14 protein-coding genes are annotated in these 21,315 nt (G+C 66.2%); 8 read left to right on the top strand and 6 right to left on the bottom strand.

The annotated features are described in order from the left end of the window. Positions 1 to 3: 3 nt before the first annotated feature. Positions 4 to 621, bottom strand: a complete 618-nt coding sequence (locus BOO69_RS17180; RefSeq protein WP_071973278.1) for a glutathione S-transferase family protein — start codon at positions 619 to 621, stop codon at positions 4 to 6. A gap of 157 nt (positions 622 to 778) precedes the next feature. Here BOO69_RS17180 and yaaA point away from each other — a divergent pair, with 157 nt between their 5' ends. Next, a complete protein-coding gene (gene yaaA / locus BOO69_RS17175) occupies positions 779 to 1,558 on the top strand; it encodes a peroxide stress protein YaaA (RefSeq protein WP_071973277.1) in 780 nt (259 codons plus the stop codon). Here yaaA and BOO69_RS17170 read toward each other — a convergent pair. Beyond that, positions 1,543 to 3,708: a response regulator gene (locus tag BOO69_RS17170; RefSeq protein WP_071973276.1), complete on the bottom strand. Its 2,166-nt coding sequence runs from the start codon at positions 3,706 to 3,708 to the stop codon at positions 1,543 to 1,545. The two genes, yaaA and BOO69_RS17170, sit on opposite strands and share 16 nt — an antisense overlap. Positions 3,709 to 3,842: 134 nt before the next feature. Between BOO69_RS17170 and BOO69_RS17165 the strand changes: the two genes are divergently transcribed. The 4 genes from BOO69_RS17165 (at position 3,843) to BOO69_RS17150 (ending at position 12,948) form a co-directional block, all read left to right on the top strand. Continuing rightward, positions 3,843 to 9,281 carry an alpha-2-macroglobulin family protein gene (locus BOO69_RS17165; protein WP_071973893.1) on the top strand — a complete coding sequence of 1,813 codons (5,439 nt, stop codon included), beginning with the start codon at positions 3,843 to 3,845 and terminating at the stop codon, positions 9,279 to 9,281. Continuing rightward, positions 9,278 to 11,302 carry a penicillin-binding protein 1C gene (gene pbpC / locus BOO69_RS17160; RefSeq protein ID WP_071973275.1) on the top strand — a complete coding sequence of 675 codons (2,025 nt, stop codon included), beginning with the start codon at positions 9,278 to 9,280 and terminating at the stop codon, positions 11,300 to 11,302. Before BOO69_RS17165 ends, pbpC begins: the two co-directional genes overlap by 4 nt. A gap of 81 nt (positions 11,303 to 11,383) precedes the next feature. Then, a complete protein-coding gene (locus BOO69_RS17155; protein WP_071973274.1) occupies positions 11,384 to 12,034 on the top strand; it encodes a DUF1007 family protein in 651 nt (216 codons plus the stop codon). Beyond that, entirely contained in the window at positions 12,019 to 12,948 is a 930-nt protein-coding gene (locus BOO69_RS17150) for a nickel/cobalt transporter (protein ID WP_071973273.1), read from the top strand. The genes BOO69_RS17155 and BOO69_RS17150 overlap by 16 nt, the downstream gene beginning before the upstream one ends. Here the strand turns inward: BOO69_RS17150 and BOO69_RS17145 are convergent. The 4 genes from BOO69_RS17145 to BOO69_RS17130 are packed head-to-tail and all read right to left on the bottom strand — an operon-like array spanning position 12,945 to position 19,670. Further along, positions 12,945 to 14,990, bottom strand: coding sequence for a hypothetical protein (locus BOO69_RS17145; RefSeq protein WP_071973272.1), 2,046 nt, complete (start codon positions 14,988 to 14,990; stop codon positions 12,945 to 12,947). The genes BOO69_RS17150 and BOO69_RS17145 overlap by 4 nt on opposite strands. After that, positions 14,987 to 17,761: a DUF4159 domain-containing protein gene (locus BOO69_RS17140; protein WP_071973271.1), complete on the bottom strand. Its 2,775-nt coding sequence runs from the start codon at positions 17,759 to 17,761 to the stop codon at positions 14,987 to 14,989. Before BOO69_RS17140 ends, BOO69_RS17145 begins: the two co-directional genes overlap by 4 nt. Further along, positions 17,758 to 18,666, bottom strand: a complete 909-nt coding sequence (locus BOO69_RS17135; protein ID WP_237267509.1) for a DUF58 domain-containing protein — start codon at positions 18,664 to 18,666, stop codon at positions 17,758 to 17,760. The genes BOO69_RS17140 and BOO69_RS17135 overlap by 4 nt, the downstream gene beginning before the upstream one ends. After that, complete coding sequence (locus BOO69_RS17130; protein ID WP_071973270.1) at positions 18,663 to 19,670, bottom strand: AAA family ATPase; 1,008 nt, start codon at positions 19,668 to 19,670, stop codon at positions 18,663 to 18,665. Before BOO69_RS17130 ends, BOO69_RS17135 begins: the two co-directional genes overlap by 4 nt. 70 nt (positions 19,671 to 19,740) lie before the next feature. On the opposite strand from BOO69_RS17130, the gene BOO69_RS17125 reads away from it, so the two are divergent. Genes BOO69_RS17125 through BOO69_RS17115 form a run of 3 tightly spaced genes read left to right on the top strand, consistent with a single transcriptional unit; the run spans position 19,741 to position 21,314 of the window. After that, positions 19,741 to 20,325, top strand: a complete 585-nt coding sequence (locus BOO69_RS17125) for a DUF1285 domain-containing protein (RefSeq protein ID WP_071973269.1) — start codon at positions 19,741 to 19,743, stop codon at positions 20,323 to 20,325. Positions 20,326 to 20,334: 9 nt separating this feature from the next. Continuing rightward, positions 20,335 to 21,090, top strand: coding sequence for a hydroxypyruvate isomerase family protein (locus BOO69_RS17120; protein ID WP_071973268.1), 756 nt, complete (start codon positions 20,335 to 20,337; stop codon positions 21,088 to 21,090). Then, positions 21,087 to 21,314, top strand: coding sequence for a DUF2798 domain-containing protein (locus BOO69_RS17115; protein ID WP_071973267.1), 228 nt, complete (start codon positions 21,087 to 21,089; stop codon positions 21,312 to 21,314). Before BOO69_RS17120 ends, BOO69_RS17115 begins: the two co-directional genes overlap by 4 nt. The last annotated feature ends 1 nt before the right edge of the window (position 21,315 follow it).

Genomic DNA, 21,315 nt, shown 5'->3' with positions numbered 1-21,315 from the left:
CCCCTATTCCGCGGCGCTGTTCCCGGTCAGCCTGCTCTCGAAGTGCTCGAGCTTCGCGGTGGAAGGCCGGTCACCGCACCGATCGACCCAGTTCCGGATTGCCGGAATGTCTGGCACGAGTTGCGGTGCGAAGGTGAAGGCGGAGACAAGCAGGAGGTCCGCTGCGCTGAACCGGTCCCCCAGCAGGTAGGGCCGGTCGGTCAGCGCCTCGGCAAGACGCGCGTACATTTCGTCGAGACCGCGAAAGGTCGCCTGCATCGCAGGATGATCGATTCCGGCAAAGCTGCAGAACAGAACCGGCTCCATGACATTGCCATAGTACGCAAGCCAGCTGAGGTAGGGGCCGCGCAGGGGATCACCCACGGGTACGCCGAGAGGACTGTCGAACAGGTCGGTGAGATACAGGATGATCGCGTTGCTTTCGCGGATCATCTCGCCGTCGTGGACAAGCAATGGCACCTTGCCTTCCGGATGCGGGTTCGCCGGGTCCGGGGCGCCCTCGCCACCGCGCCTGACAAGTCCGACGACGCGCACATCGACCTGCTCGAGAATATCCATCTCGATCAGTAGTCGAACGATGCGGGAGGACCGTGTGTGGGGTCCGTGGTAAAAGGTAAGCATGCCGATTTCCTTTCGCTGGCGTGATGCCCGCTGATACCGCGTGGTCGCGACAGTTTCTGTCAGCAGGGCCCAGGCGCATCCCGCAAAAAACGCCCTGCGGTTTCTGGACCTTCCGGGCAGGCCGGGCTAGGTCCAGCGCGAAAACGAAGGAATGCCGATGCTTGTTGTTATTTCGCCTGCAAAGAGACTCGACTGGGACGCGCGTGAGGTGCAGACGACCGCGCCGGATTTCCAGGAGGACGCCGTGCGGCTGGCAAAGACCGCGCGCAATCTGACGTTGAGCAAGTTGAAGGACCTGATGGATCTGTCCGACGACCTCGCCCGTCTGAACCGGGACCGTTTCCAGGCCTTTGAGGATACACCGGCAGCGGAAGCAACCCGTCCGGCCGCGCTGGCCTTTGCCGGCGACACCTACCAGGGATTGGAGGCCGGAAGTCTCGACGCTGACGAACTGGCCTGGGCACAGGACCACCTGCGCATCCTTTCCGGCCTTTACGGGTTGTTGCGCCCGCTGGACGCCATCCAGCCCTATCGCCTTGAAATGGGCAGCAAGCTGAAGACACGAAGGGGGAACTCCCTTTACGACTACTGGCGGGATGGTCTGTCGAAGGCGTTGAACGCCCAGGCGGAGGTCATCGGCACCGATGTGCTGGTGAATTGCGCCAGCCAGGAATACTTCGGCGCGGTCGCTCCCGGCGCGTTGAAGCTGAGGGTGATCACGCCGCAGTTCATGGAGGACAAGGGCGACGGCAAGGGTCCGAAAATCGTCAGCTTCTTCGCCAAGAAAGCACGTGGAGCCATGGCGCGTTTCATCGTGCAGAAGCGTATCACTGACCCCGAGGCAATCCGCGATTTCGATACCGGTGGCTACGCGTGGCAGCCTGATGCGTCGACGCCGGACAAGCCCGTATTCGTGCGGCCTTATCCCACGTCCTGACCCGAAAGCGGCGGTAGCATCCCGGGCCTGATCGCTCCCTCTATACGTGCGATGATATCGCTCTTGCGCAGCGGTTTGGTCAGGTAGTGGTCCAGCCCTGCGGCCAGTATTCCCCTGTCGTCCCCTTCCATGGCGTGCGCGGTCATTGCGATGATCGGTACGTGGCCGCCCTCGGCTTCCTCGATGCGCCGGATCTCCTGCGTAGCGTCTTTGCCGTCCATGCCGGGCATGGAGATATCCATGAAGATCAGGTCCGGCCTGATTTCGCGGAACAGGCGAACGGCCTCTTCGCCGTTGTTGGCAAAAGTGAGATCGACCTCGAGGTTCCCCACCATCTTGCTGAAGACAAGCTGGTTCGTGCGATTGTCTTCCGCCGCGAGAATGCGCATAGGGCGCAGGCCGGACGGGGCCGACAGGCGCTGACCTGCTCCCGCGATCTCGGCCATTCGCGCAAACAGCTCGGCCCGTGGCACGGGCTTCTGCAGCAAGCCCTGTATCAGCCCGCAGGCGGGATCCTGCTCTGCGTGATCGGGGTTCGAACTGAGCATGAGTATGGGCATGGTATGGCCGCCCGCCCGCAAGGCGCGGGCCAGTTCAAGCCCATCCATTCCCGGCATGTTGTGATCGGTCAGGACCAGATCCATTCCGGCATTGACTGTCTCCAGCGCCTCCGCCCCGCTGCTGCAGGCGGTGACGGTAATGCCCAGCTGCCCGAGCTGCCGGTCAAGGATGTTGCGGTTCGTCGCAATGTCGTCCACCACCATCACGTGTCTGATCGCCGGTGACGCGATCGGCGGCTCCTGCGGACCCGTTGCGCCGGTCGGCAAAGTCAATTCGAAGCCGAAACAGGCGCCCGCGCCTTCGTCGGACATGACCCATATCCGGCCTCCCATCATGCCGACCAGCCGCTGGCAGATGGCGAGGCCCAGACCGGTGCCGTCGAATTGGCGGTTGCGCTCGTTCTCGACTTGGTTGAATTCACCGAAGACATGGGCAAGCTGGTCTCTCGGAATACCTATGCCGGTATCTTCCACGGTAATGTGTACCCGGTTCTCCATTCCCTCCGAGCCCGGCACGCCCGTCACCCGGATCAGGACATGGCCGCTGGCGGTGAACTTGACCGCATTGCCGATCAGGTTCGTCATCACCTGCCGGATGCGACCCGGATCGCCAATCAACTGGGTGGGCATGAAGATGTCGTAGTCCAGAAGAAGATCCAGCTCCTTCTCGCGTGCCTGAAGCTGAAGCAGCATCATCACTTCGTGAATCGCGCGCTCCAGGTCGAACGGTTCGGGGTGAAGCTCGAGCTTCATGGCCTCGATCTTCGAATAATCCAGAACATCGTTGATGATGATCAGCAACGCTTCGCCCGAGTTCCTGATCGTCTCGACATAGAGCCGCTGTTCCTCGGTGAGATCGGTATCGGCCAGCACCTCCGCCATTCCCACGACACCGTTCATCGGCGTGCGGATTTCATGGCTCATGTTGGCGAGAAACGAAGACTTGGTCCGTGTCGCGCTTTCCGCCCGCACGCGGGCCTCCTCAAGCTGCCTTTCGTAGTTCACCGTCGTCGTAATGTTGAGCCCGAGCGTCACCAGATCACCACCGGCGCCCCTTTGGTCGACCAGCTTGAAATACTGATCGTTCCACAGGCGGATCACCTTGGGCCGGGGTGCGGGGTCGTTCAGGCGCTCGGTCATCATCCGCCGCCATTCGACCGGCGAGAGACCCTCGGTGTTGACGATACCTTCGTCGGTGAGGGCCTGCAGGATGGAGACATAGTTCACGCCGGGCGCGATGCTCTCCAACCCGTCGAAGATCGACAGGAAAGACCGGTTCGCCATGATCAGTTCATTGTCGCCGTTGAACAGGGCGAACCCGTCGCTGATGGTCTCGATGGATTGCCACAGCCGCCGCTCCGTCAGGGCGATCTTGCGATTGGCCGCAAAGAGATCCGATTTGACGCGCTGGTTTTCACCGCGCATGGTCTCGACCTCCGCCCGGGTCTCGACGATCTTTTCGGACAGTTGCTGGGCGTGAAGTCCGAGCTTGCGGTTGGCGGCGAACAGTTCGGCCTGCTTGAGTTCGAGCATCCGCTCCGCTGCGAGGCGGTTCCGCCGTTCCTCGGTCAGTTTGCTGGCAAGATTCATCTGCGATCCGGTGAGCAATGCTGGGGTCCGGAGCAATCTGGGAGGGCTTGGTGAACATCCCGCTAACGGACGCGCAGCCTTGCCGGGAATCGGATGCCATGCAAGCATGGCGGCATTTCGAAAAGGAGTTTGCCATGCCGTTTTTCCGCGCCGTTCGACTGTCGCTGTTGATGCTCTTCGTGCTGGCCGGACAGGCGTCGGCACAATCCGCCGTGCCGGACCACCGGTTCCTGTTCTCGCGCGACGTGGATTTCTACGGCTCCGACCTGACCAACCTTTTCGACACCACCCAGGATGCGTGCCAGCGCGCCTGTTCGGCACAGGAGGCCTGTGTCGCCTTTACCTATAACGCGCGGTCCAATTCGTGCTTTCCCAAGTCCGCGGTGTCCGACCGTCAGCCCTATGAAGGTGCGATGTCGGCGCGCAAGATCGCGACCGATCCTGCCGTGCGCGCGGCGGCGGCGTCTCGGGCCGCCGAACTGTCATTCCTGGATGAACGCGACCTCAACAATGCCGCGGCCCTTGTTTCCAGCAATGCCCGGCGTTTCTCTTTCGGGTCGGAGACGGTCGATGACCTGATTGCCGCGATGACGGCCGCCGAGCAGTCCGGCGACACGGAACGCGCGCTGGGCTGGGCCGGCAAAGCGGTCGCGGCGACGGACCGGGCTGATCTTTGGGTACGGATGGCGCGGCTGTCGCTCGACCGGGCTGGGCAGGTGCGCGGCACCGAAGAGGTCGAGCGCAAGCGTGTCGCCCTTCGGGCCGCGACCAATGCCTACCTGAGGGCCGGCTCCCCCGCGCTGCAAGCGGAGTCCCTGAGCGTGCTGGCAGAGGCGCTTGAGGAAAACCGACGTGGTCGCGACATGATCCCGGCGCTGCGCCTTGCGCTGGAAAAGGCGCCGCGGGACGACCTGGAAATCGCGTTGGACGAGGCAATCGGCAAGTACGGGTTCCGCATCACCGAGCACCGGATCGACAACAACGCCGCCGCTCCGCGCATCTGTGCCGAGTTCTCGGAGCCGCTGATCCAGGCTGGACAGGATTACGAACCCTTTGTCCGTACGGACGGGCGCGGGCTCGTGGTGCAGGCGGACGACAACCAGCTGTGCATCGACGGTGTGGAACACGGTGCCCGCTACGACATGACGTTTCGCGCGGGGCTGCCGGCGCAAAGCGGCGAGACACTGCACAAGGATGTGCGCCTCGCGCTTTACGTGCGTGACCGCGATCCCCTTGTCCGTTTTCCGGGCCGCGCCTACGTGCTGCCCCGCGCTGCCGATGCGGCGCTTCCGGTCGAAACCGTCAACGTGACCAAGCTGGACCTTGTCCTGCATCGGGTGAGCGACCGCAATCTCGTACGAACCATCCGCGAGAACTATTTCGGCCGACCGCTCAGCCAGTACGAGGCCGAGCAATTCACCACCGAACTTGCGCAGGAGGTCTGGCGCGGTACGGGGGAGACGCGAAGCGAGCTGAACGAGGACATGACCACGCGTCTGCCGTTGGGTGACGTTCTCGTCGATCAGCCCGCCGGCATCTACACGCTCAGTGCCTCCGTGCCGGGGGCTGATCCCTACGATGATCCGGCGGCAACCCAATGGTTCGTTCTGTCCGATCTCGGGCTGTCGAGCTGGTCGGGTGTGGACGGGATGCAGGTCGCCGTGCGCCGCCTGGCCGACGCTGCCCCGCGCGCCGGTGTGACCCTCAGCCTCGTCTCCCGCGCCAACGCGGTTCTGGGCACGGCGACAACCGACGATCAGGGTTTCGTGACCTTTCCGGCGGGGCTGACGCGCGGATCGGGTGCCGCCGCCCCGGCTTTGCTGATGGCCGAGGACGGCACGGACGACATCGCTTTTCTTCCGCTGACGGACCCGGCTTTCGACCTTTCCGACCGGGGGGTCGAGGGCAATCCGCCCGCGCCGCCCATCGATACTTTCCTGACAACGGACCGGGGTGCCTACAGAGTGGGAGAGACGATCTACGCCACGGCGCTCACCCGGGATGGCAAGGCCGCTGCGGTGACCGGCCTGCCCGTCACGGCGATTCTGAGGCGGCCCGATGGCGTGGAATACAGCCGCACGCTCAGCCAGGATCCGAAGGCAGGTGGGCATGTCTTCGCCCTCCCGCTTGGCGCAGACGTCCCGCGCGGAGTCTGGCGGATCGATATCATGTCGGACGTCGACGCCCCCCCGCTGGCCAGTCAGACCGTGCTGGTAGAGGATTTCCTGCCGGAGAGGCTGGATTTCGAGCTGACGCTCCCCGACGCGCCCCTGCGCCTAGGCAGCACGCCACCCCTGCAGGTCGGCGTTCGTTACCTGTTCGGCGCCCCGGGTGCCGATCTGCCGGTGCGCGGCGACCTGCGTCTGCGTGCCAAGCGGTCCTTGCCGGGCTGGGACGGCTACCTCTTCGGTCCTCACGATCTGTCCTTCGGCACCCGGACGTCAGCGCTCGACGATGCCGTGACCGACGCCGCGGGTAAGGCGGTGCTGCCACTGAGCTTCCCCCCGCTGGAAGAAGACCCGGGCCTGCCGCTGGAAGCCGAGATCATCGTACAGGTCTCCGAAGGGTCGGGCCGCCCGGTGGAGCGGCGCCTGACGCAGGCGATCGCACCAGAGGCGACCATGATCGGCATCAGGCCGCGTTTCGAAGGCACGTTGCCGGAAGGGGCCGATGCCAGCTTCGATCTGGTCGCCGTCACGCCAGCGGGCGATGCCACGCCGATGCAGATCCGCTGGACGGTGAACAGGATCGAAACGCGCTACCAGTGGTACCAGCAGTACGGCGACTGGCAGTGGGAGCCCACGGTCCGCCGCATCCGCACCGAGACGGGAGAGGCCAGCCTGGGTGCCGAACCCGTTCAGATCAGCGCTCCGACGGAATGGGGCGAGTATGAACTGATCGTCGAACACGCCAGTGCGAACTACGCTGTCTCGTCGGTAAAGTTCAGTTCGGGCTGGTACGGCGACGGGGGCGAGACGGACACGCCCGACCGGCTCCGGATGTCGCTGAACGCTGAGACATTCGCCGTCGGCGACCCTGTCGACGTCAGGCTCGTGGCAGAGGGCAGCGGGGTCGCGCTGGTGACGGTGCTTTCCAACCGGGTGATCGAACGGAAGGTCGTGCCGGTGACAGCAGGGGAGAACACCACGCGCCTGACCGTGACCGAAGACTGGGGCAGCGGTGCCTACGTGTCGGCCTCGGTCCTTCGCGGCATGGATGTGTCGGCGGGATTGAACCCCGCGCGCAGTCTCGGGCTGGCCTACGCTGCGGTTGTGCCGGGCAAGAAGAAACTTCAGGTCTCCCTGGACGCGCCGGAAATGACGGACGGACAGGCGGGTACCCTGCGGGCGGCGGTTCTCGTGGACGGCGTGCAGCCGGGAGAGACGGCCTACGTCACGCTTGCAGCGGTGGATCAGGGTATCCTGAACCTCACCCGTTTCGATCCGCCGGATGTGGAGGGGCATTATTTCGGCCAGCGGCGGCTTGGGGTCGAGATGCGCGATGTCTACGGGCGGCTGATCGACGGCATGAACGGCGCGATGGGCGTCGTCAGGTCGGGCGGGGACGCGTCGGGCGGGGCGCAGATACAATCCCCCCCGCCGACCGAAAAGCTGATGGCCTATTTCGCCGGTCCGGTGCAGGTGGGGCCCGATGGCCGGGCCGAGGTTGAAATCATCAAACCGTCCTTCAACGGCACGATCCGCCTGATGGCCGTGGCCTGGTCCGACACCGCGGTAGGCGATGCGGACGCCGAGGTGATCGCCCGCGATCCGGTCGTGGTCACGGCGTCGTTGCCCCGGTTCCTCGCGCCGGGCGACGAAAGCCGGCTGTTGCTCGAATTCGTGCATGCCGAAGGGCAGCCGGGCGACATGCCCCTGACCGTCCTGGCAGATGCAGCCGTGGCGTTGGGCGAGGTGCCCCGCACCATCGCCCTGTCCCGCGACGGGACCACGCGCGTGGAGATCCCCGTCACCGGCAGGGAGATCGGCGATCCGCTGATCACGGTCAGCCTGCAGACACCGGATGGTGCAACCTTGCGCAAGGTGCTGACGATGCCGGTGCGCGACAACGATCCTGAAACCTCGATCACCCGCAAGTTCGCGCTTGGGGTGGGGGAGACCTTCACCTTCGATGGCAACGTCTTTTCGGGTCTTCGCCCCGGAACGGGAGAGGCGACACTGACGGCAGGACCGCTGGCGCGTTTCGACGTGCCGGGATTGCTGCGACAGCTCGACAGCTACCCCTACGGCTGCACGGAACAGGTGACCTCTTCCACCATGCCGCTACTGTACCTTTCCTCCATGGCCGAGGCCGCGGGTCTGGGAGAGCCGGAGCGTATCCGCGCCAAGATCGACAAGGCCATCGCGCGCGTGCTGACACGTCAGGCAAGCAACGGGGCGTTCGGCCTTTGGCAGGCGGCCTCGGGTGAATTCTGGCTCGATGCCTATGTCACCGATTTCCTGTCGCGTGCGCGGGCCGAGGGGTACGCCGTGCCCGATGAGGCGTTCGGCCTTGCCATGGACAACTTGCGCAACCGCATTTCCTATGCCCCGGATTTCGACAGCGGGGGCGAGGACGTGGCTTATGCGCTGTTGGTGCTCGCCCGCGAAGGTGCTGCGAACATGGGCGACCTGCGCTATTATGCCGATACCAAGATGAACGACTTTGCCACCCCTCTGGCGGCGGCACAGCTGGGCGCGGCGCTTGCCGCCTACGGTGACCCGGTGCGCGCCGATGCCATGTTCCGCCGCGCGGGGATGCTGCTGCTGCGCGACCGGGATCGGGAGCGGACCTATCGCGCCGACTTCGGGACCAATCTGCGCGACACGGCTGCCGTGCTCAAGCTGAGCGCGGAGGCCGGCAGCAACGCGGTGGAGCCCGCCACGCTGATCTCGTGGGTACAGAACGGCGAACGTCGCCTGTCCACGCAGGAAGCGGCACAGATCGTGATGGCTGCCCATGCGCTCGCCTCTCCCGATGCGGTGCCGAGCCTTCGGGTCGATGGCCAGGAAGCCCGCGGTCCGGTCATCAAGCGGTTGAGCGACCGGCAGTCCGGCCTGTCCGTGATCGAAAACATCAGCAGCACACCCGTGGACATCACGATGACGGCCTTCGGCGTGCCCGAAGTTCCGCCATCCGCGGACGGATACGGCTACGCGATCGAGCGCAGTTACTTCACCCCCGATGGCGCGCCGGTCAGCTTTCCCGTGGCGTCGGGGACAAGAATGGTCGCGGTGATAACTGTGACGCCGTTCGAGGACGTTGGCGCGCGGCTGATCGTGGACGATCCGTTGCCCGCCGGGTTCGAGATCGACAACCCCAATCTGCTGCGCGGCGGCGAGATCGGCGGGATCGACTGGCTGGAAACCGCAGAAGCCGAAAACGCCGAGTTCCGCAGCGACCGGTTCATCGGGGCGGTCAACTACGGCAGCACGGAACCGTTCAGGCTGGCCTACATGGTGCGTGCGGTAACGCCGGGCACCTATCACCACCCTGCGGCCACGGTCGAGGACATGTACCGGCCCGAATATCGCGCCAACACGAATACCGGCGAGGTGACGGTCACGCCATGATCGGGCGCTATGGCCTGTTCGCGCTGGTTGTCGTTCTCGGAACGGCAGCCGGTCTGCGTGACGCGTTCGACCGCTGGGTGGCGACGGCGGTGCTCCCGCCCGTCCTGGCAGAGAGTTCGGTCGAAGTTCACGACCGGCACGGCACATTGATGCGCGTGTTCCCCGTCGAGAACGGCCGCATCCGTCTGGCGCTCACGATCGATCGCGTGGACCGTGACTTTCTCGACATGCTGATCGCCTACGAAGACAAGAGGTTCTTTCGGCATCGCGGCGTGGATCCGATTGCCTTGGTGCGGGCCGCGATGCAGGCCGTGCGCACCGGCGAAGTCCGCTCGGGCGGCTCGACCCTGACGATGCAGGTGGCGCGCCTGCTCGAAAACTCGGGGACCGGGCGCTGGCCCGGCAAGCTGCGGCAAATCCGGGTTGCCCTTGCCTTGGAAAGGCGGCTGACAAAGGCGCAGATACTCGAACTCTATCTCAACCATGCGCCCTATGGCGGCCCGCTCGAAGGTCTCCGGGCGGGGACCCTCGCTTGGTTCGGCAAGGCGCCCGCGCGCCTGAACCAGGCAGAAGCGGCGCTGATGGTGGCCTTGCCGCAGTCGCCGGAAACCCGCCGCCCGGATCGCCACCCGAAAGCCGCGCGTGCCGCGCGCGACCGGGTTCTGGCGCGCGTCGACGCGCCCGAGCGCGATCTGAACGCCGCGATCCCCGCCGCGATGAAACCGATGGTTCGCCTCGCCCCGCATCTGACCGACGCGCTGCGTCAGGAAGACCCGTTGGCCCCGCGCCACGACCTGACGCTGGATGCGACGTTGCAACGCCATGTCGCCGCGCTCGCCCGCCGGTCGGTCGAAGGGCAGCCGCGTGGCGTCTCTGCTGCCATTGTCGTTGCCGATCACCGCAGCGGCGAAGTCCTGGCCTCGGTCGGCTCGCCTGCCTACGAGGCGGCAGACGGTGCGCTGGGCTTTGTCGACATGACCCGTGCCGTCCGCTCGCCCGGCTCGACGCTCAAACCTTTCATCTACGGCCTCGCGTTCGACCAGGGGTTGGCACATCCCGACACGCTGATCGACGATTCGCCGGTGGCTTTCGGCAATTACGCGCCGCAGAACTTCGATGGCTTCTTCCGCGGCGAGGTGACGGTGCGCGAGGCGCTGCGGCTGTCGCTGAACATCCCACCGGTCCTGCTGACCCACGAACTGGGCCCGGCCCGCCTGATGGCGAGCCTGCGGCAGGGCGGGGCGACACCCCGGGTTTCGGGCAAACCCGGCCTGGCCGTTGCGCTGGGCGGCGTCGGTCTGACGCTCAACGATCTAGTGCAGCTTTACGCCGGACTGGCGGCTGGCGGCGAGGCGCGCGGGCTGATCTGGCGGCAGGAGGCCGAACCATTGTCGCGGCATCGCTTCATGTCCCGGGCGGCGGCATGGCAGGTGGGGCACATCCTGTCCGGCGTCACGCCCCCGGCGGGTACTGCGGCGGGGCCGGGCCAGATCGCCTACAAGACGGGGACATCCTATGGGCACCGGGACGCCTGGGCCATCGGCTATGACGGGGCGCATGTGGTCGGCGTCTGGCTGGGACGGCCGGACGGCACGTCGGTGCCGGGGGCCTTCGGGGGGGATCTTGCGGCGCCGATCCTGTTCGAGACCTTCGGCAGGATCGCCACCGCGCGCACTCCGCTCCCGCCGCCGCCGCCGGAGACGCTGATCGTCAGCACGTCAGCCTTGCCGAAGCCATTGCAACGGTTTCGGACCCGCGACGCCGTGTTCAGCGGCGATCAGCATGCGCCGACGGTAACCTTCCCGCCCGATGGCGCGACCCTGCGGCGAAGCGGCGACGGCATTCCGCTGAAATGGCGGTCGGGGGTGCTGCCGATGACGGTGCTCGTGAACGGTGCCCCGGTACTCACCCAACTCCGGCGGCGCGATGCGATCCTGCCGGGACTGGGGCCGGGATATTCCCGCATCAGCGTGATCGACGCACGGGGCCGCGGCGCCGAGGTCGAGGTGCGGCTGGACTGAATGTGAAGGCCCGGCCAAAGCCCGCCACGGGCCCGCCCGCGGCATTGCTGGCCGTTTCAGCTTGCGCTAGGACTTGCAGCGATGAAACGCCTTCTTGCCCTTGTCTTGCTCTGCCTGTCCGCGACGCGGGCAATCGCCCATCCGCATATCTTCGCGGACACCGGGCTGGCGTTCCACTTCGACGCGGAAGGGCGGTTGGCTCAGGTCGAGGTGACATGGGCCTACGACGAATTCTATTCCCTGCTGGTGACCGAGGACATGGAGCTCGATCAGGATTTCGATGGCAAGCTCACCGAAGCCGAACAGGCCCGGCTGACCGGCTTCGACATGCAGTGGATCGAGGGATTCAACGGGGATCTGGAAATCGTGCAGGGCGACACCGATCTGCGGCTGTCCGGGCCGCGCGACTATTCGGCAGTGCTGCGGGACGGTCGCATCATCACCACCCATTTCCGCGATGTCGAAGGGGCGTCGGCCGAGAATCCGGCTTACGAGGCGAAACCCTACGACAGAACGTATTATACCGCCTACGACGTCACGCTGCCGGTCACCGTCAGCGGGCGCGAGGGATGCCGCAGCCGGGTCAGGATGCCCGACCTCACCAAGGGCCTGATGGCCGTCCGCGACCAACTGGCGGAGCTGGACGCCGATACCAACCCCGATGAAGCCGGCCTGCCGAACATCGGCGAGGATCTCGCCTCGATCGTGATCGTGACATGCGGCGAGTCCTGACCATTGCCGCAATCGGAACGCTGCTGACACTCGCGGCGATCTGGTTCACCGGCGGGTTCGACCAGCTTGCTTTCTGGGCGGCGCAGATGCAGCGCTCGTTCCAGAACACCATTGCGGGGGCCCTGCGCGGCGCGCGGGCGGGCGATGACGGGGCGGTGCTGGCCCTTCTTGGTGCCTGCTTCGCCTACGGGCTGGCGCATGCGGCGGGCCCGGGTCACGGCAAGGTCCTGATCGGTGGCTATGGCATGGGCAGCGACGTGCCGGTCCTGCGTCTTTCGATCATCGCCCTGCTGTCGTCATTGGGTCAGGCGGTAACGGCCATCGCCCTGGTTTACGCGGGCGTGTTGCTGCTGGATCTCGGACGCGAAACGCTGGTGGGCGTGACCGAGGACATCATGGCCCCGGCCAGCTATGCCGCGATCACCGCCATCGGCCTGTGGCTTGTGTGGCGCGGCGGGCGAAAGCTCCCGACGGCCCTGCAGGCATCCGAAGGCCACGGGCATGACCACGATCATCGGCACCATCCCCATGCCGAGGGCGGCGAGATCTGCAAGGAATGCGGGCATGCGCATGGCCCGACACTTGACCAGGTGCGCCAAGCCCATTCCCTGCGCGCGGCACTGGGCCTGATCGCGGGCATTGCCATCCGTCCCTGCACCGGGGCCCTGTTCGTCCTGGTGATCACCTGGCAGATGGGCATCGGTGGCCTCGGAATCGGCGGGACGTTCGCGATGGCGCTTGGGACGGCCATTGTCACGGTGGGTGTGGGCATGGCGGCCGGCGGCCTGCGCGGCGGCCTTCTGGCAGGCATCACCGGGTCCACCCGGCTGGCGCGGGTTTCCGCCCTGCTCGAGGTGCTGGCCGGTACGATCGTGGTATTCCTCGCAGGTGGCCTGCTGCTCCGCGCGCTCTAGCGCCGCCCCTCGCGCAGCCACGCGCCCGTGATCAGGGCCGCGGACAGCAGCAGAACCAGCCAACCCGGCAACAGCGGCGTCTGGGTCACGTCGCGTGTCTCGAAGGCATCGCGTGGGGTCAGCCCCAGCCAGCCGCGCCCGGCGGCCGGCCGGCCCGGGCGCACGTCACGCAGGCGCGGCAGACCATCCTCAAGGCGGGCAACGCCGCCGCGCAGGCTGTCCACGAGCGGGCGCATGGTTTCGTCACTGGCAATCGTCTCGACGAACTCGCGCGGCGCGGCGGGCCCAAGGCCGATGACCGCGTTCTGGTCGCCATTGGACAGTCGGTAGAGCCCGATCTCCGGCCCCTCGAAAACCGTTTCGAACACGCCGGGCGACGTTTCTTCCAGCGTCAGCTCCATGGTGCTGCCATCGGGCGCGGTGACCGTGACCGGCGGCACCGTCTCGTCCAGCGTCCGGCGGCGGATCCGCATGGTCTGGCCTTCGGCGGTGGCGGTCAGGGCTTCTTCTTCGAGCTCCGGCTCCTTCATCATCCAGTGCGCGAGGCGCCTGAGCAATTCAAGCTGCGGACCGCCGCCTTCGTATCCGCGATTCCAGAGCCAGGCATGGTCGGATGCCAGAAGGGCCACCCGGCCTTCCTCGACCCGGTTTAATACCAGCAGCGGACGTTCATCGACACCTTCCATCACCACGTTGCCCTGCGGATCGGTCACGTCGATCTGGCGCAACCAGCGGCCCCAGTCACCAGAGGACGGCAGGTCTGCGGTGACGGGGTGGCGCTTGCCGACATCCGTCACCTTGGGCAGGTAAGGTTCCTCTATCACCCGTGCGGTCGTCGGCGTCGCGGGGAGAACAGCCCCCAGCGGCGAACGGAAAAGGCTGTCGGCTGTGGCGAAATCCGGCCCGGCGGCCACCAGCACGGCACCCCCCTGGCGAATGTAGTTCGCGACGTTCTCGAGATACAGGGACGGAAGGATGCCCCGGCGCTTGTAGCGATCGAAGATGATGAGGTCGAAATCCTCGATCTTCTCCATGAACAGTTCACGGGTCGGGAAGGCGATCAGCGACAATTCGTTCACCGGCACCCCGTCCTGTTTCTCCGGTGGCCGAAGGATGGTGAAGTGCACGAGGTCCACCGAGCTGTCGGACTTCAGCAGGTTCCGCCAGGTGCGGCCGCCGGGATGGGGTTCGCCGGACACCAGAAGCACCCGCAGCCGGTCGCGCACGCCGTTCATCTGGATTAGCGCGGTGTTGTTGCGATCCGTCAACTCGCCTTCGGCTTCGGGCAGGGTGAACTGGATCACGTTGCGGCCGCCGTGGGGCAGGGTGATCGGCAGTTCCAGGTCTTCGCCGATCGGCACCTGAAAGCTTTGGGGTTCATCCCCGTCGACGGAGATGTCGAGCTGCACCAGGGTGTCGTTCTCGGGGGCGGCGCCCAGGTCGTCGATCCGAAGGGTCAGGGTCACCGGTTCACCGATGATCGCGAAGGCCGGTGCGTTGCGGACGGTCAGGCGGCGGTCCCAGTCGGTCTGTTCGCCGCTCATCAGCAGGTGCAGCGGGGCGGGCAGGTCGATCGGCACATCGGCGTCATGGATGCGACCATCCGAAATGGCGAGGATGCCGGCGATGCGTGCGCGCGGTTCCTCCGCCATCGCGTTGGACAGCGCGGTGACCAGCTCCGTACCGGCATCGCCGGCCCCGTCAGGCACGGCGATACGTCTCAGCTCGGTGTTGGGCCGCGCGGCAATCTGTGCGGCAAGCGCGTTGGCCGCCGCGCCCGACTGGGCGGCACGGTCGCCCAGATCCTGGCTGGCACTCTCGTCCTCTACCAGAAAGACGATATCGGTCAGCGGCGCGCGGTCTTCCTGCTGGTAGGAAGGATTGGCCAGCGCCCCCAGCACAACCAGAGCCGCCGCCGCGCGAAGACCCCATCCGTTCAGACCCCTCAGGATCGCGAGTACAACGGAAATCGCCGCGATGATCGCCACCACGAGCAGAAGTGCCAGCGGCACGAGGGGGTCGAACACGACGGAGGCGGTCATTGGCCCAGCCGATCCAGCAGGGCAGGCACATGGACCTGATCCGACTTATAGTTTCCGGTCAGCACGTGCATGATGAGGTTGACCCCGAACCGGTTCGCCAGTTCGCGCTGGCGTTCACCGGCGTAGCCGCGTCCGATGGGCAGCAGCGGCGCGCCGTCGCTGCGCACGGCCCAGGCGGCTGCCCAGTCGTTGCCGCCGATCACGACCGGAGTCACCCCGTCGTTCAGGTTGCGGAACGGCATGCCCTCGATCTGTTCGGCGTCCGGCGGTGATGCCTCCACCCAGACGTCCCTGCTGTTGTACCGGCCCGGAAAGTCCTGCAGCAGGTAGAAGGTTCGGGTGAGCACATGATCGGCCGGCAGAGGTTCCAGCGGCGGAATGTCCAGCGGTGCTGCCAGTTCCTGCAGCTTGCGCCCGTTCTGACTGGTGCCGCTCAGACCCGCGATGTCGGCATCGCGCGTGTCGAACAGGATCATCCCGCCGGAGCGCAGGTAGGTGTTCAGCTTGGAATAGGCCTCGGACGATGGGCGGGGCTGGTTCGGGGTGATCGGCCAGTAGAGGATCGGAAAGAACGCAAGCTCGTCCGTTTCGAGGTTCACGGCAGTGGGCGGCGCCGGCTCGACGGAGGTGCGGAAGAACAGGACATCCGACAATCCCTGCAAGCCGGCGGCGGCGATCTCGTCCGCCTCGTCGTCGCCGGTGACGACATGTGCCAGTGTCACTTCGTTGGTGGCCGCAAGCGCGAATGCGTCTTCCTCGGTGGTTTGTGCGTCCGCCGGGTGCAACGGCAGGCACAGGCTCAGCAGCAGGGCGCCCGCGATGGCGCCGCTGCGACGGCCCAGCAGGCGCCCCGACAGGGCCAGCGACGCGACGACATCGGCCAGCAGCAGAAGGATCGCGAGACTCAGCAGCCAACCCGCCACCGGCTGTTCCGGGGGAACGGCAAGCCCGCGCAGGGGCACGTCCGCGGGCCAGCCCGCAGGGGTCAGGGTGCTGTCGGCGGTAAAGACGTTCCGCGCCAGCCGCCGGTCGGCGTTGGCGTAGATGCCCGGCTGCAAATCGGGGCCGGCCGTGCCGCTGACCAGTTCGGGACCGTCCACGCCGGGCAGCGTGCCCGCGTCCGACAGCACACCGTAACCGTCCATGATCCGCAACGGTGTCCAGGTGGTGCCTTCGAGATCGCCCGCTTCCGGCTGGGCGGCGGACGACGCAACCGCCAGCCGTTCCATCATCTGCACGAAGAGCCCGGACAGGGGCAGGGTGGACCATTCCGCTGTCGCGGTCACGTGGAACAGCACGATCTGGCCCTGACCCACGGTCTTGCGCGTGACCAGCGGCGTGCCGTCGCTCAACGAGGCGATGACCCGGTCTGCGAGAGTCGGATCGGGCTGCGCGACCACTTGGGCCGTCACGGTGACGTCGTCAGGGACCGGCAGACCGAAGAATGGGGATGTGTCGCGGAAGGGCGCCAGCGACTTTGGCTCGCCCCAGCTCATCGCGCCCCCCACGCTGCGCCCGCCGGCGCGCAGCCGTACCGGCATCAGCGGATCCTCGTCGATGCGGCTGACATCGCTGGCGGCGATGCGCGGCCCCGCAAAACGGACCAGCATGCCCCCGTTCTCGATCCACTCGGTCAGGGGCTCCGCTTCGGCGGCGGACAGCGTCGCGATATCTGCCAGCACGATCACGTCGGGGTTCGCCGGAAGCACATCGGAGATCGACCCGTCGATCAGGTCTGCCGACGGGGCCAGCGCCTGTTCGATATAATGCAGCGGGGAAAGCAGTTGCAGCGCCTCGCGGTCGTTGCGCCCACCGATGAGTGCGACCTCTCTCCGGCGCAGGGCGTCGTCCACCAGTGTCACCGCCCCCGCGGAGCGCTGCCCGGCAATGACGAAGCCGGTGATGCGAGATCTCAGCTCTGCGGGGAGCGAAATTTCCGCGGTCCCGGTGGTTTCACCGTCTGCGAAGGTGCCTGTCGCGGTCGCGAGGATGCGGGCGTTTCCGGCGGGGTCGCGTCCCTCGGCCTGTATCGTGACGTCCCGTGCAGGGCCGGCCGCCGCGCGGGTCACTTGCAGGCTGACCACGTTGTCGGCGTAGGTCGCCGGGCTGATCGCCAGCACGTTGGCCGCCGTCTGGTACACTTCCACGTCGCCCTGGGCGCGCAGCGCCTCGAGCACGTCGTCCCGGCCTTCGTAGTCCAGCGCATCGCTGAACCAAAGCGTGTCGAACCCATCCATCCCGTCGATGATCGCCATCGCCCTTTCGATGTCCGCGGCGGATGGCTGCCACGGGGCGGGAGTGAATCCCGGCAGACGGCTGCGCCACACGTCAGCGGCCTGGAAAGCGGGTTCATCCGGTCGGGTCAGCGCGAGCATCGCGACCGTCCGGCCTGACCGCGCCGCGCGGGAAAGCTGTGCCTCCACCGCCTCCATCTGCTGGGGCCAGCGGGTTGCCCCCGCCCAAGTGCCGTCGAGCACGATCAGCAACGGCCCGTCGCCCTGGGCCCGGTCTTCCTGCGGGTTCAGGACCGGCCCGGCAAGGCCAAGGATGATCGCCGCGACGGCCAGCATCCGAAGCAGCAGCAACCACCATGGCGTCCGGTCGGATACGCTTTCGTCGTCCTTCAGCCCCAGCAGCAGCGCCACGCCGGGAAACCGCCGGCGGATCGGGGCGGGCGGAACGGCGCGCAGGATCAGCCAGAGGATCGGCAGCGCCGCCAGAGCGACCAGCAGCCAGGGAGCCGTGAACCCTATTCCACCCAGAACCGTCATGCCGCCATCCCGGCACGGGCGTCCAGCGCCGAATAAAGCCACAGAAGCGCCGATTGGGCGGACGCGTCCGTATGATGGATCCCGTAGCGCCAGCCGGTCAGGGCGCACAGGCGTTGGAGTTCTGCCTTCCGCTCGGCCAGCCGCGCGAGGTATCTGTCGCGCAGGTCATTCGCCTTGAGCGTTTCATGCCGCAGCGTGCCGCCCACGCTTTCGAAGATGGTGCGACCGCGGAAGGGAAAGGCTTCTTCCGACGGATCGAGCACATGGTAGAGCACGCCGCGCACACCCCGGTCCGCTGCCTTGGTCAGGGCAAGCTGGACACCGGCCATGTCGCCCATGAAGTCAGAAATGAAAACGGCACGGGCGTGGGGTATCATCGCGCGATGCTCCGGCGGGCTGTAGTCCACCTCTTCGTCCTCGCAGAACACCTGTGCAAGGCGCAGAAGCTGCGGGTTGCCGCTGCGGGGCGGCAGCCGGGTGCCGGTCAGGCCGACGCGCTCGCCGCCCCTGAGCAACATGATGGCCAGCGCCAGGCCCAGAAGCCGCACACGATCGGATTTTTGCGGAAGCTTGGGGTCGCTGGCAAACCGCATTGACGCGCCCTGATCGACCCACAGCATGACGGATTGCGCGATCTGCCACTCACGCTCGCGCACGAACTCATGGTCGCCCATAGCGCTGCGCCGATAGTCGATCATCCGGCGGCTGTCGCCGATCTGCGCAGGGCGGTACTGCCAGAAATCATCGCCTGTCCCGGCCCGCCGGCGCCCGTGGGCACCCAGCAGAACCGCACCCGCCAGATGCTCCGCGCGCGCGAGCAGGGCCGGCAGGCGCGCGGCTTCCTCCTCGGCACCTGCCCGCAGGGTCGCGGGTGAATAGGCCCCGGAGATGCGGGGTTCCGTCACGCTGCCGCCTTGGTCCCGGACAGGGTGGCCGCCGTTTCCTCGATCAGACTCCTGAGGCTGTCGCCCCGCGCGCGCGCCGCAAAGTTGAGCGCCATGCGGTGCGTCAGAACGGGGCGCGCCATGTCGATCACGTCTTCTGCCGAAGGGGCGAGCCTGCCCTGCAGCAGGGCGCGCGCCCGCACCGCGAGCATCAGGGATTGTGCGGCGCGCGGTCCCGGCCCCCAGGCGACCGTTTCACGCACGCGGGTGCTGGCCCCGTCCTCTTCCGGACGGAAGGCGCGGACGAGGTCGAGAATGAGCTCGACCACGGATTCGCCGATCGGCATCCGCCGCAGCAGACGCTGCGCCGCCAGCAGTTCAGCGGAGGTGAACACCGCCGTTGACTGCGCCTCGGTCTCTCCCGTGGTGGCCAGCAGGATGTCACGTTCGGTCGCCCGGTCCGGATAGGCGACGTCGATCTGCACAAGGAAACGGTCCAGCTGGGCTTCGGGCAGGGGATAGGTGCCTTCCTGCTCGATCGGGTTCTGCGTGGCCAGAACGTGGAAGGGAACGCCCAGAGGGCGGCTTTGGCCCGCGACGGTAACGGTCTTCTCCTGCATCGCCTGCAGCAGGGCGGATTGCGTGCGCGGACTGGCGCGGTTGATCTCGTCTGCCATCAGAAGCTGGCAGAACACCGGCCCTTCGATGAAGCGGAAACGCCGTGATCCGTCCTCTGCGGTGTCCAGCACCTCCGACCCCAGAATATCGGCCGGCATCAGGTCCGGCGTGAACTGAACCCGGTTGCCATCCAGCCCCATCACCGTGCTCAGCGTTTCCACCAGCCGGGTCTTGCCGAGGCCGGGCAGGCCGATCAGCAGCCCGTGACCGCCGCACAAAAGTGCGGTCAGGGTCAGTTCGACAACGCGTTCCTGGCCGATGAACCGCCGGGTGATGGAGTCCTTCGCCTCTGCAAGCTTGATGCCGAGCGTTTCGATCTCGCCGACCATGTCTTCCGCATCACTCATGACATTCGCGTTCCCTGAATTATATCGGTTGAGTCTAAGTGTATCTCTCAAACCGGGAATGGCAAAAGCAATGAGTGGACAAAAAACCGTGACCCCCTCGGCGGAAAGCCTCGCAGAGTCTGCAAAAGCGGCAAAAACGCGCGGACAGCCACCGCTGGAGAAATGGGATCCGCCCTTCACCGGCGACATGGACATGCAGATTCTTCGGGATGGGACATGGATGCACGAGGGAACGCCGATCAACCGACCGGGACTGGTCAAGCTGTTCGCCTCGATTCTCTGGCGGGAAAACGACGACTATTTCCTGAAGACGCCCGTTGAAAAGGTCGGGATCACGGTCGAGGACGCGCCCTTCGTCGCCATCGATTTCGAGGCCGAGGGACAGGGCGAAGATCAAGCGCTCCATTTCGTCACGAACGTCGAGGACCACGTGACGGCAGGCCCGGACCATCCCATCCGTGTGGCACGGGACCACGAGACCGGCGAACCTTCCCCTTACGTCCTCGTGCGCCGCAACCTCGAAGCGCTGATCGACCGCAAGAGCTTTTACCGGCTGGTGGACATGGGCGAGCATCGCGACGGCTGGTTTGGCCTGTGGTCAGGCGGCAAGTTCTTTGGCATCATCCCCTCTGAGGAGTTGCCACAGGGGCAGTGACACAGTGACATGAAATTTGCCGCCAACCTGAGCCTTCTGTGGCCAGAGCTGCCGTTTCTCGACCGTTTCGATGCCGCGGCACAGGCAGGATTCGATGCGGTGGAGATCCTGTTTCCGTATGACACCCCGGCGCCGGAGACTCAGGCGGCGCTTGGCAGGAACGGTCTGTCGCTGATCCTCATCAACGCCCCGCCGCCGAATTACACCGGCGGCGCCCGGGGGTTCGCGGCGCAACCGGACATGGTCGACAGGTTCCGGCACGACATGCGCCGGGCTTTCCGCTATGCCGGGGCACTGGGCGTACCGATGATCCACGTCATGGCGGGAGAGGCCGAGGGCGACACGGCGCGTGCCACATTCATCGATAATCTGCGGTGGGCTGCCGCAGAAGCACCAAGCGGCATGACACTGACGATCGAGCCGCTGAACCCGGTCGCGATGCCGGGGTATTTCCTGAATGATTACGCAGTTGCCTCGGACATCCTGACCGAACTGGCGTTGCCCAACGTGGCGCTGCAATACGACAGTTATCACGCCCAGATGATCCACGGCGATGCGGTGGCGGTCCTTGACGCCTATCGCGATTTCGTCGTTCACGTGCAGATCGGCGACAGCCCTGACCGCAGTGCGCCGGGAAGCGGTCAGGTCGATTTCGCAAAGCTCTTCGCGCGTCTTGAGGCCACCGGGTATCGGGGATATGTCAGCGCGGAATACCACCCGGGTGGCCCCACGGAAAAAACGCTCAGCTGGATGAACCGTTCATGATCCCCGCGAGATACGCCTCGATCCTGTTTGGCCTGATACTGTCGGGACTGATGTCCTGCATGGTCTCGGGCATCGCGACCTTGCGGGCGACGGGCTTGGGCGACGGCGTTTTCCTGCTCTGGATGGGCGCATGGATGACAAGCTGGGCCATCGCCTTTCCGGCCGTGCTGGTCGTGGCGCCGCTGACGCGGCGGCTCGTGGCCCGGCTGGTGCGCGAGGGATAGG

Origin of the sequence: Sulfitobacter alexandrii (genome assembly GCF_001886735.1) — a bacterium.
GTDB lineage: Bacteria > Pseudomonadota > Alphaproteobacteria > Rhodobacterales > Rhodobacteraceae > Sulfitobacter > Sulfitobacter alexandrii.
Note: the sequence above shows the minus strand (reverse complement) of the source record. Positions and strands in the feature narration are given on the sequence as shown.

What these genes read in the sequence shown, in the direction of transcription:
- BOO69_RS17180 (WP_071973278.1), bottom strand. Translation starts at nt 621, where the DNA reads ATGCTTACCTTTTACCACGGACCCCACACACGGTCCTCCCGCATCGTT.
- yaaA (WP_071973277.1), top strand. Translation starts at nt 779, where the DNA reads ATGCTTGTTGTTATTTCGCCTGCAAAGAGACTCGACTGGGACGCGCGT.
- BOO69_RS17170 (WP_071973276.1), bottom strand. Translation starts at nt 3,708, where the DNA reads ATGAATCTTGCCAGCAAACTGACCGAGGAACGGCGGAACCGCCTCGCA.
- BOO69_RS17165 (WP_071973893.1), top strand. Translation starts at nt 3,843, where the DNA reads ATGCCGTTTTTCCGCGCCGTTCGACTGTCGCTGTTGATGCTCTTCGTG.
- pbpC (WP_071973275.1), top strand. Translation starts at nt 9,278, where the DNA reads ATGATCGGGCGCTATGGCCTGTTCGCGCTGGTTGTCGTTCTCGGAACG.
- BOO69_RS17155 (WP_071973274.1), top strand. Translation starts at nt 11,384, where the DNA reads ATGAAACGCCTTCTTGCCCTTGTCTTGCTCTGCCTGTCCGCGACGCGG.
- BOO69_RS17150 (WP_071973273.1), top strand. Translation starts at nt 12,019, where the DNA reads ATGCGGCGAGTCCTGACCATTGCCGCAATCGGAACGCTGCTGACACTC.
- BOO69_RS17145 (WP_071973272.1), bottom strand. Translation starts at nt 14,990, where the DNA reads ATGACCGCCTCCGTCGTGTTCGACCCCCTCGTGCCGCTGGCACTTCTG.
- BOO69_RS17140 (WP_071973271.1), bottom strand. Translation starts at nt 17,761, where the DNA reads ATGACGGTTCTGGGTGGAATAGGGTTCACGGCTCCCTGGCTGCTGGTC.
- BOO69_RS17130 (WP_071973270.1), bottom strand. Translation starts at nt 19,670, where the DNA reads ATGAGTGATGCGGAAGACATGGTCGGCGAGATCGAAACGCTCGGCATC.
- BOO69_RS17125 (WP_071973269.1), top strand. Translation starts at nt 19,741, where the DNA reads ATGAGTGGACAAAAAACCGTGACCCCCTCGGCGGAAAGCCTCGCAGAG.
- BOO69_RS17120 (WP_071973268.1), top strand. Translation starts at nt 20,335, where the DNA reads ATGAAATTTGCCGCCAACCTGAGCCTTCTGTGGCCAGAGCTGCCGTTT.
- BOO69_RS17115 (WP_071973267.1), top strand. Translation starts at nt 21,087, where the DNA reads ATGATCCCCGCGAGATACGCCTCGATCCTGTTTGGCCTGATACTGTCG.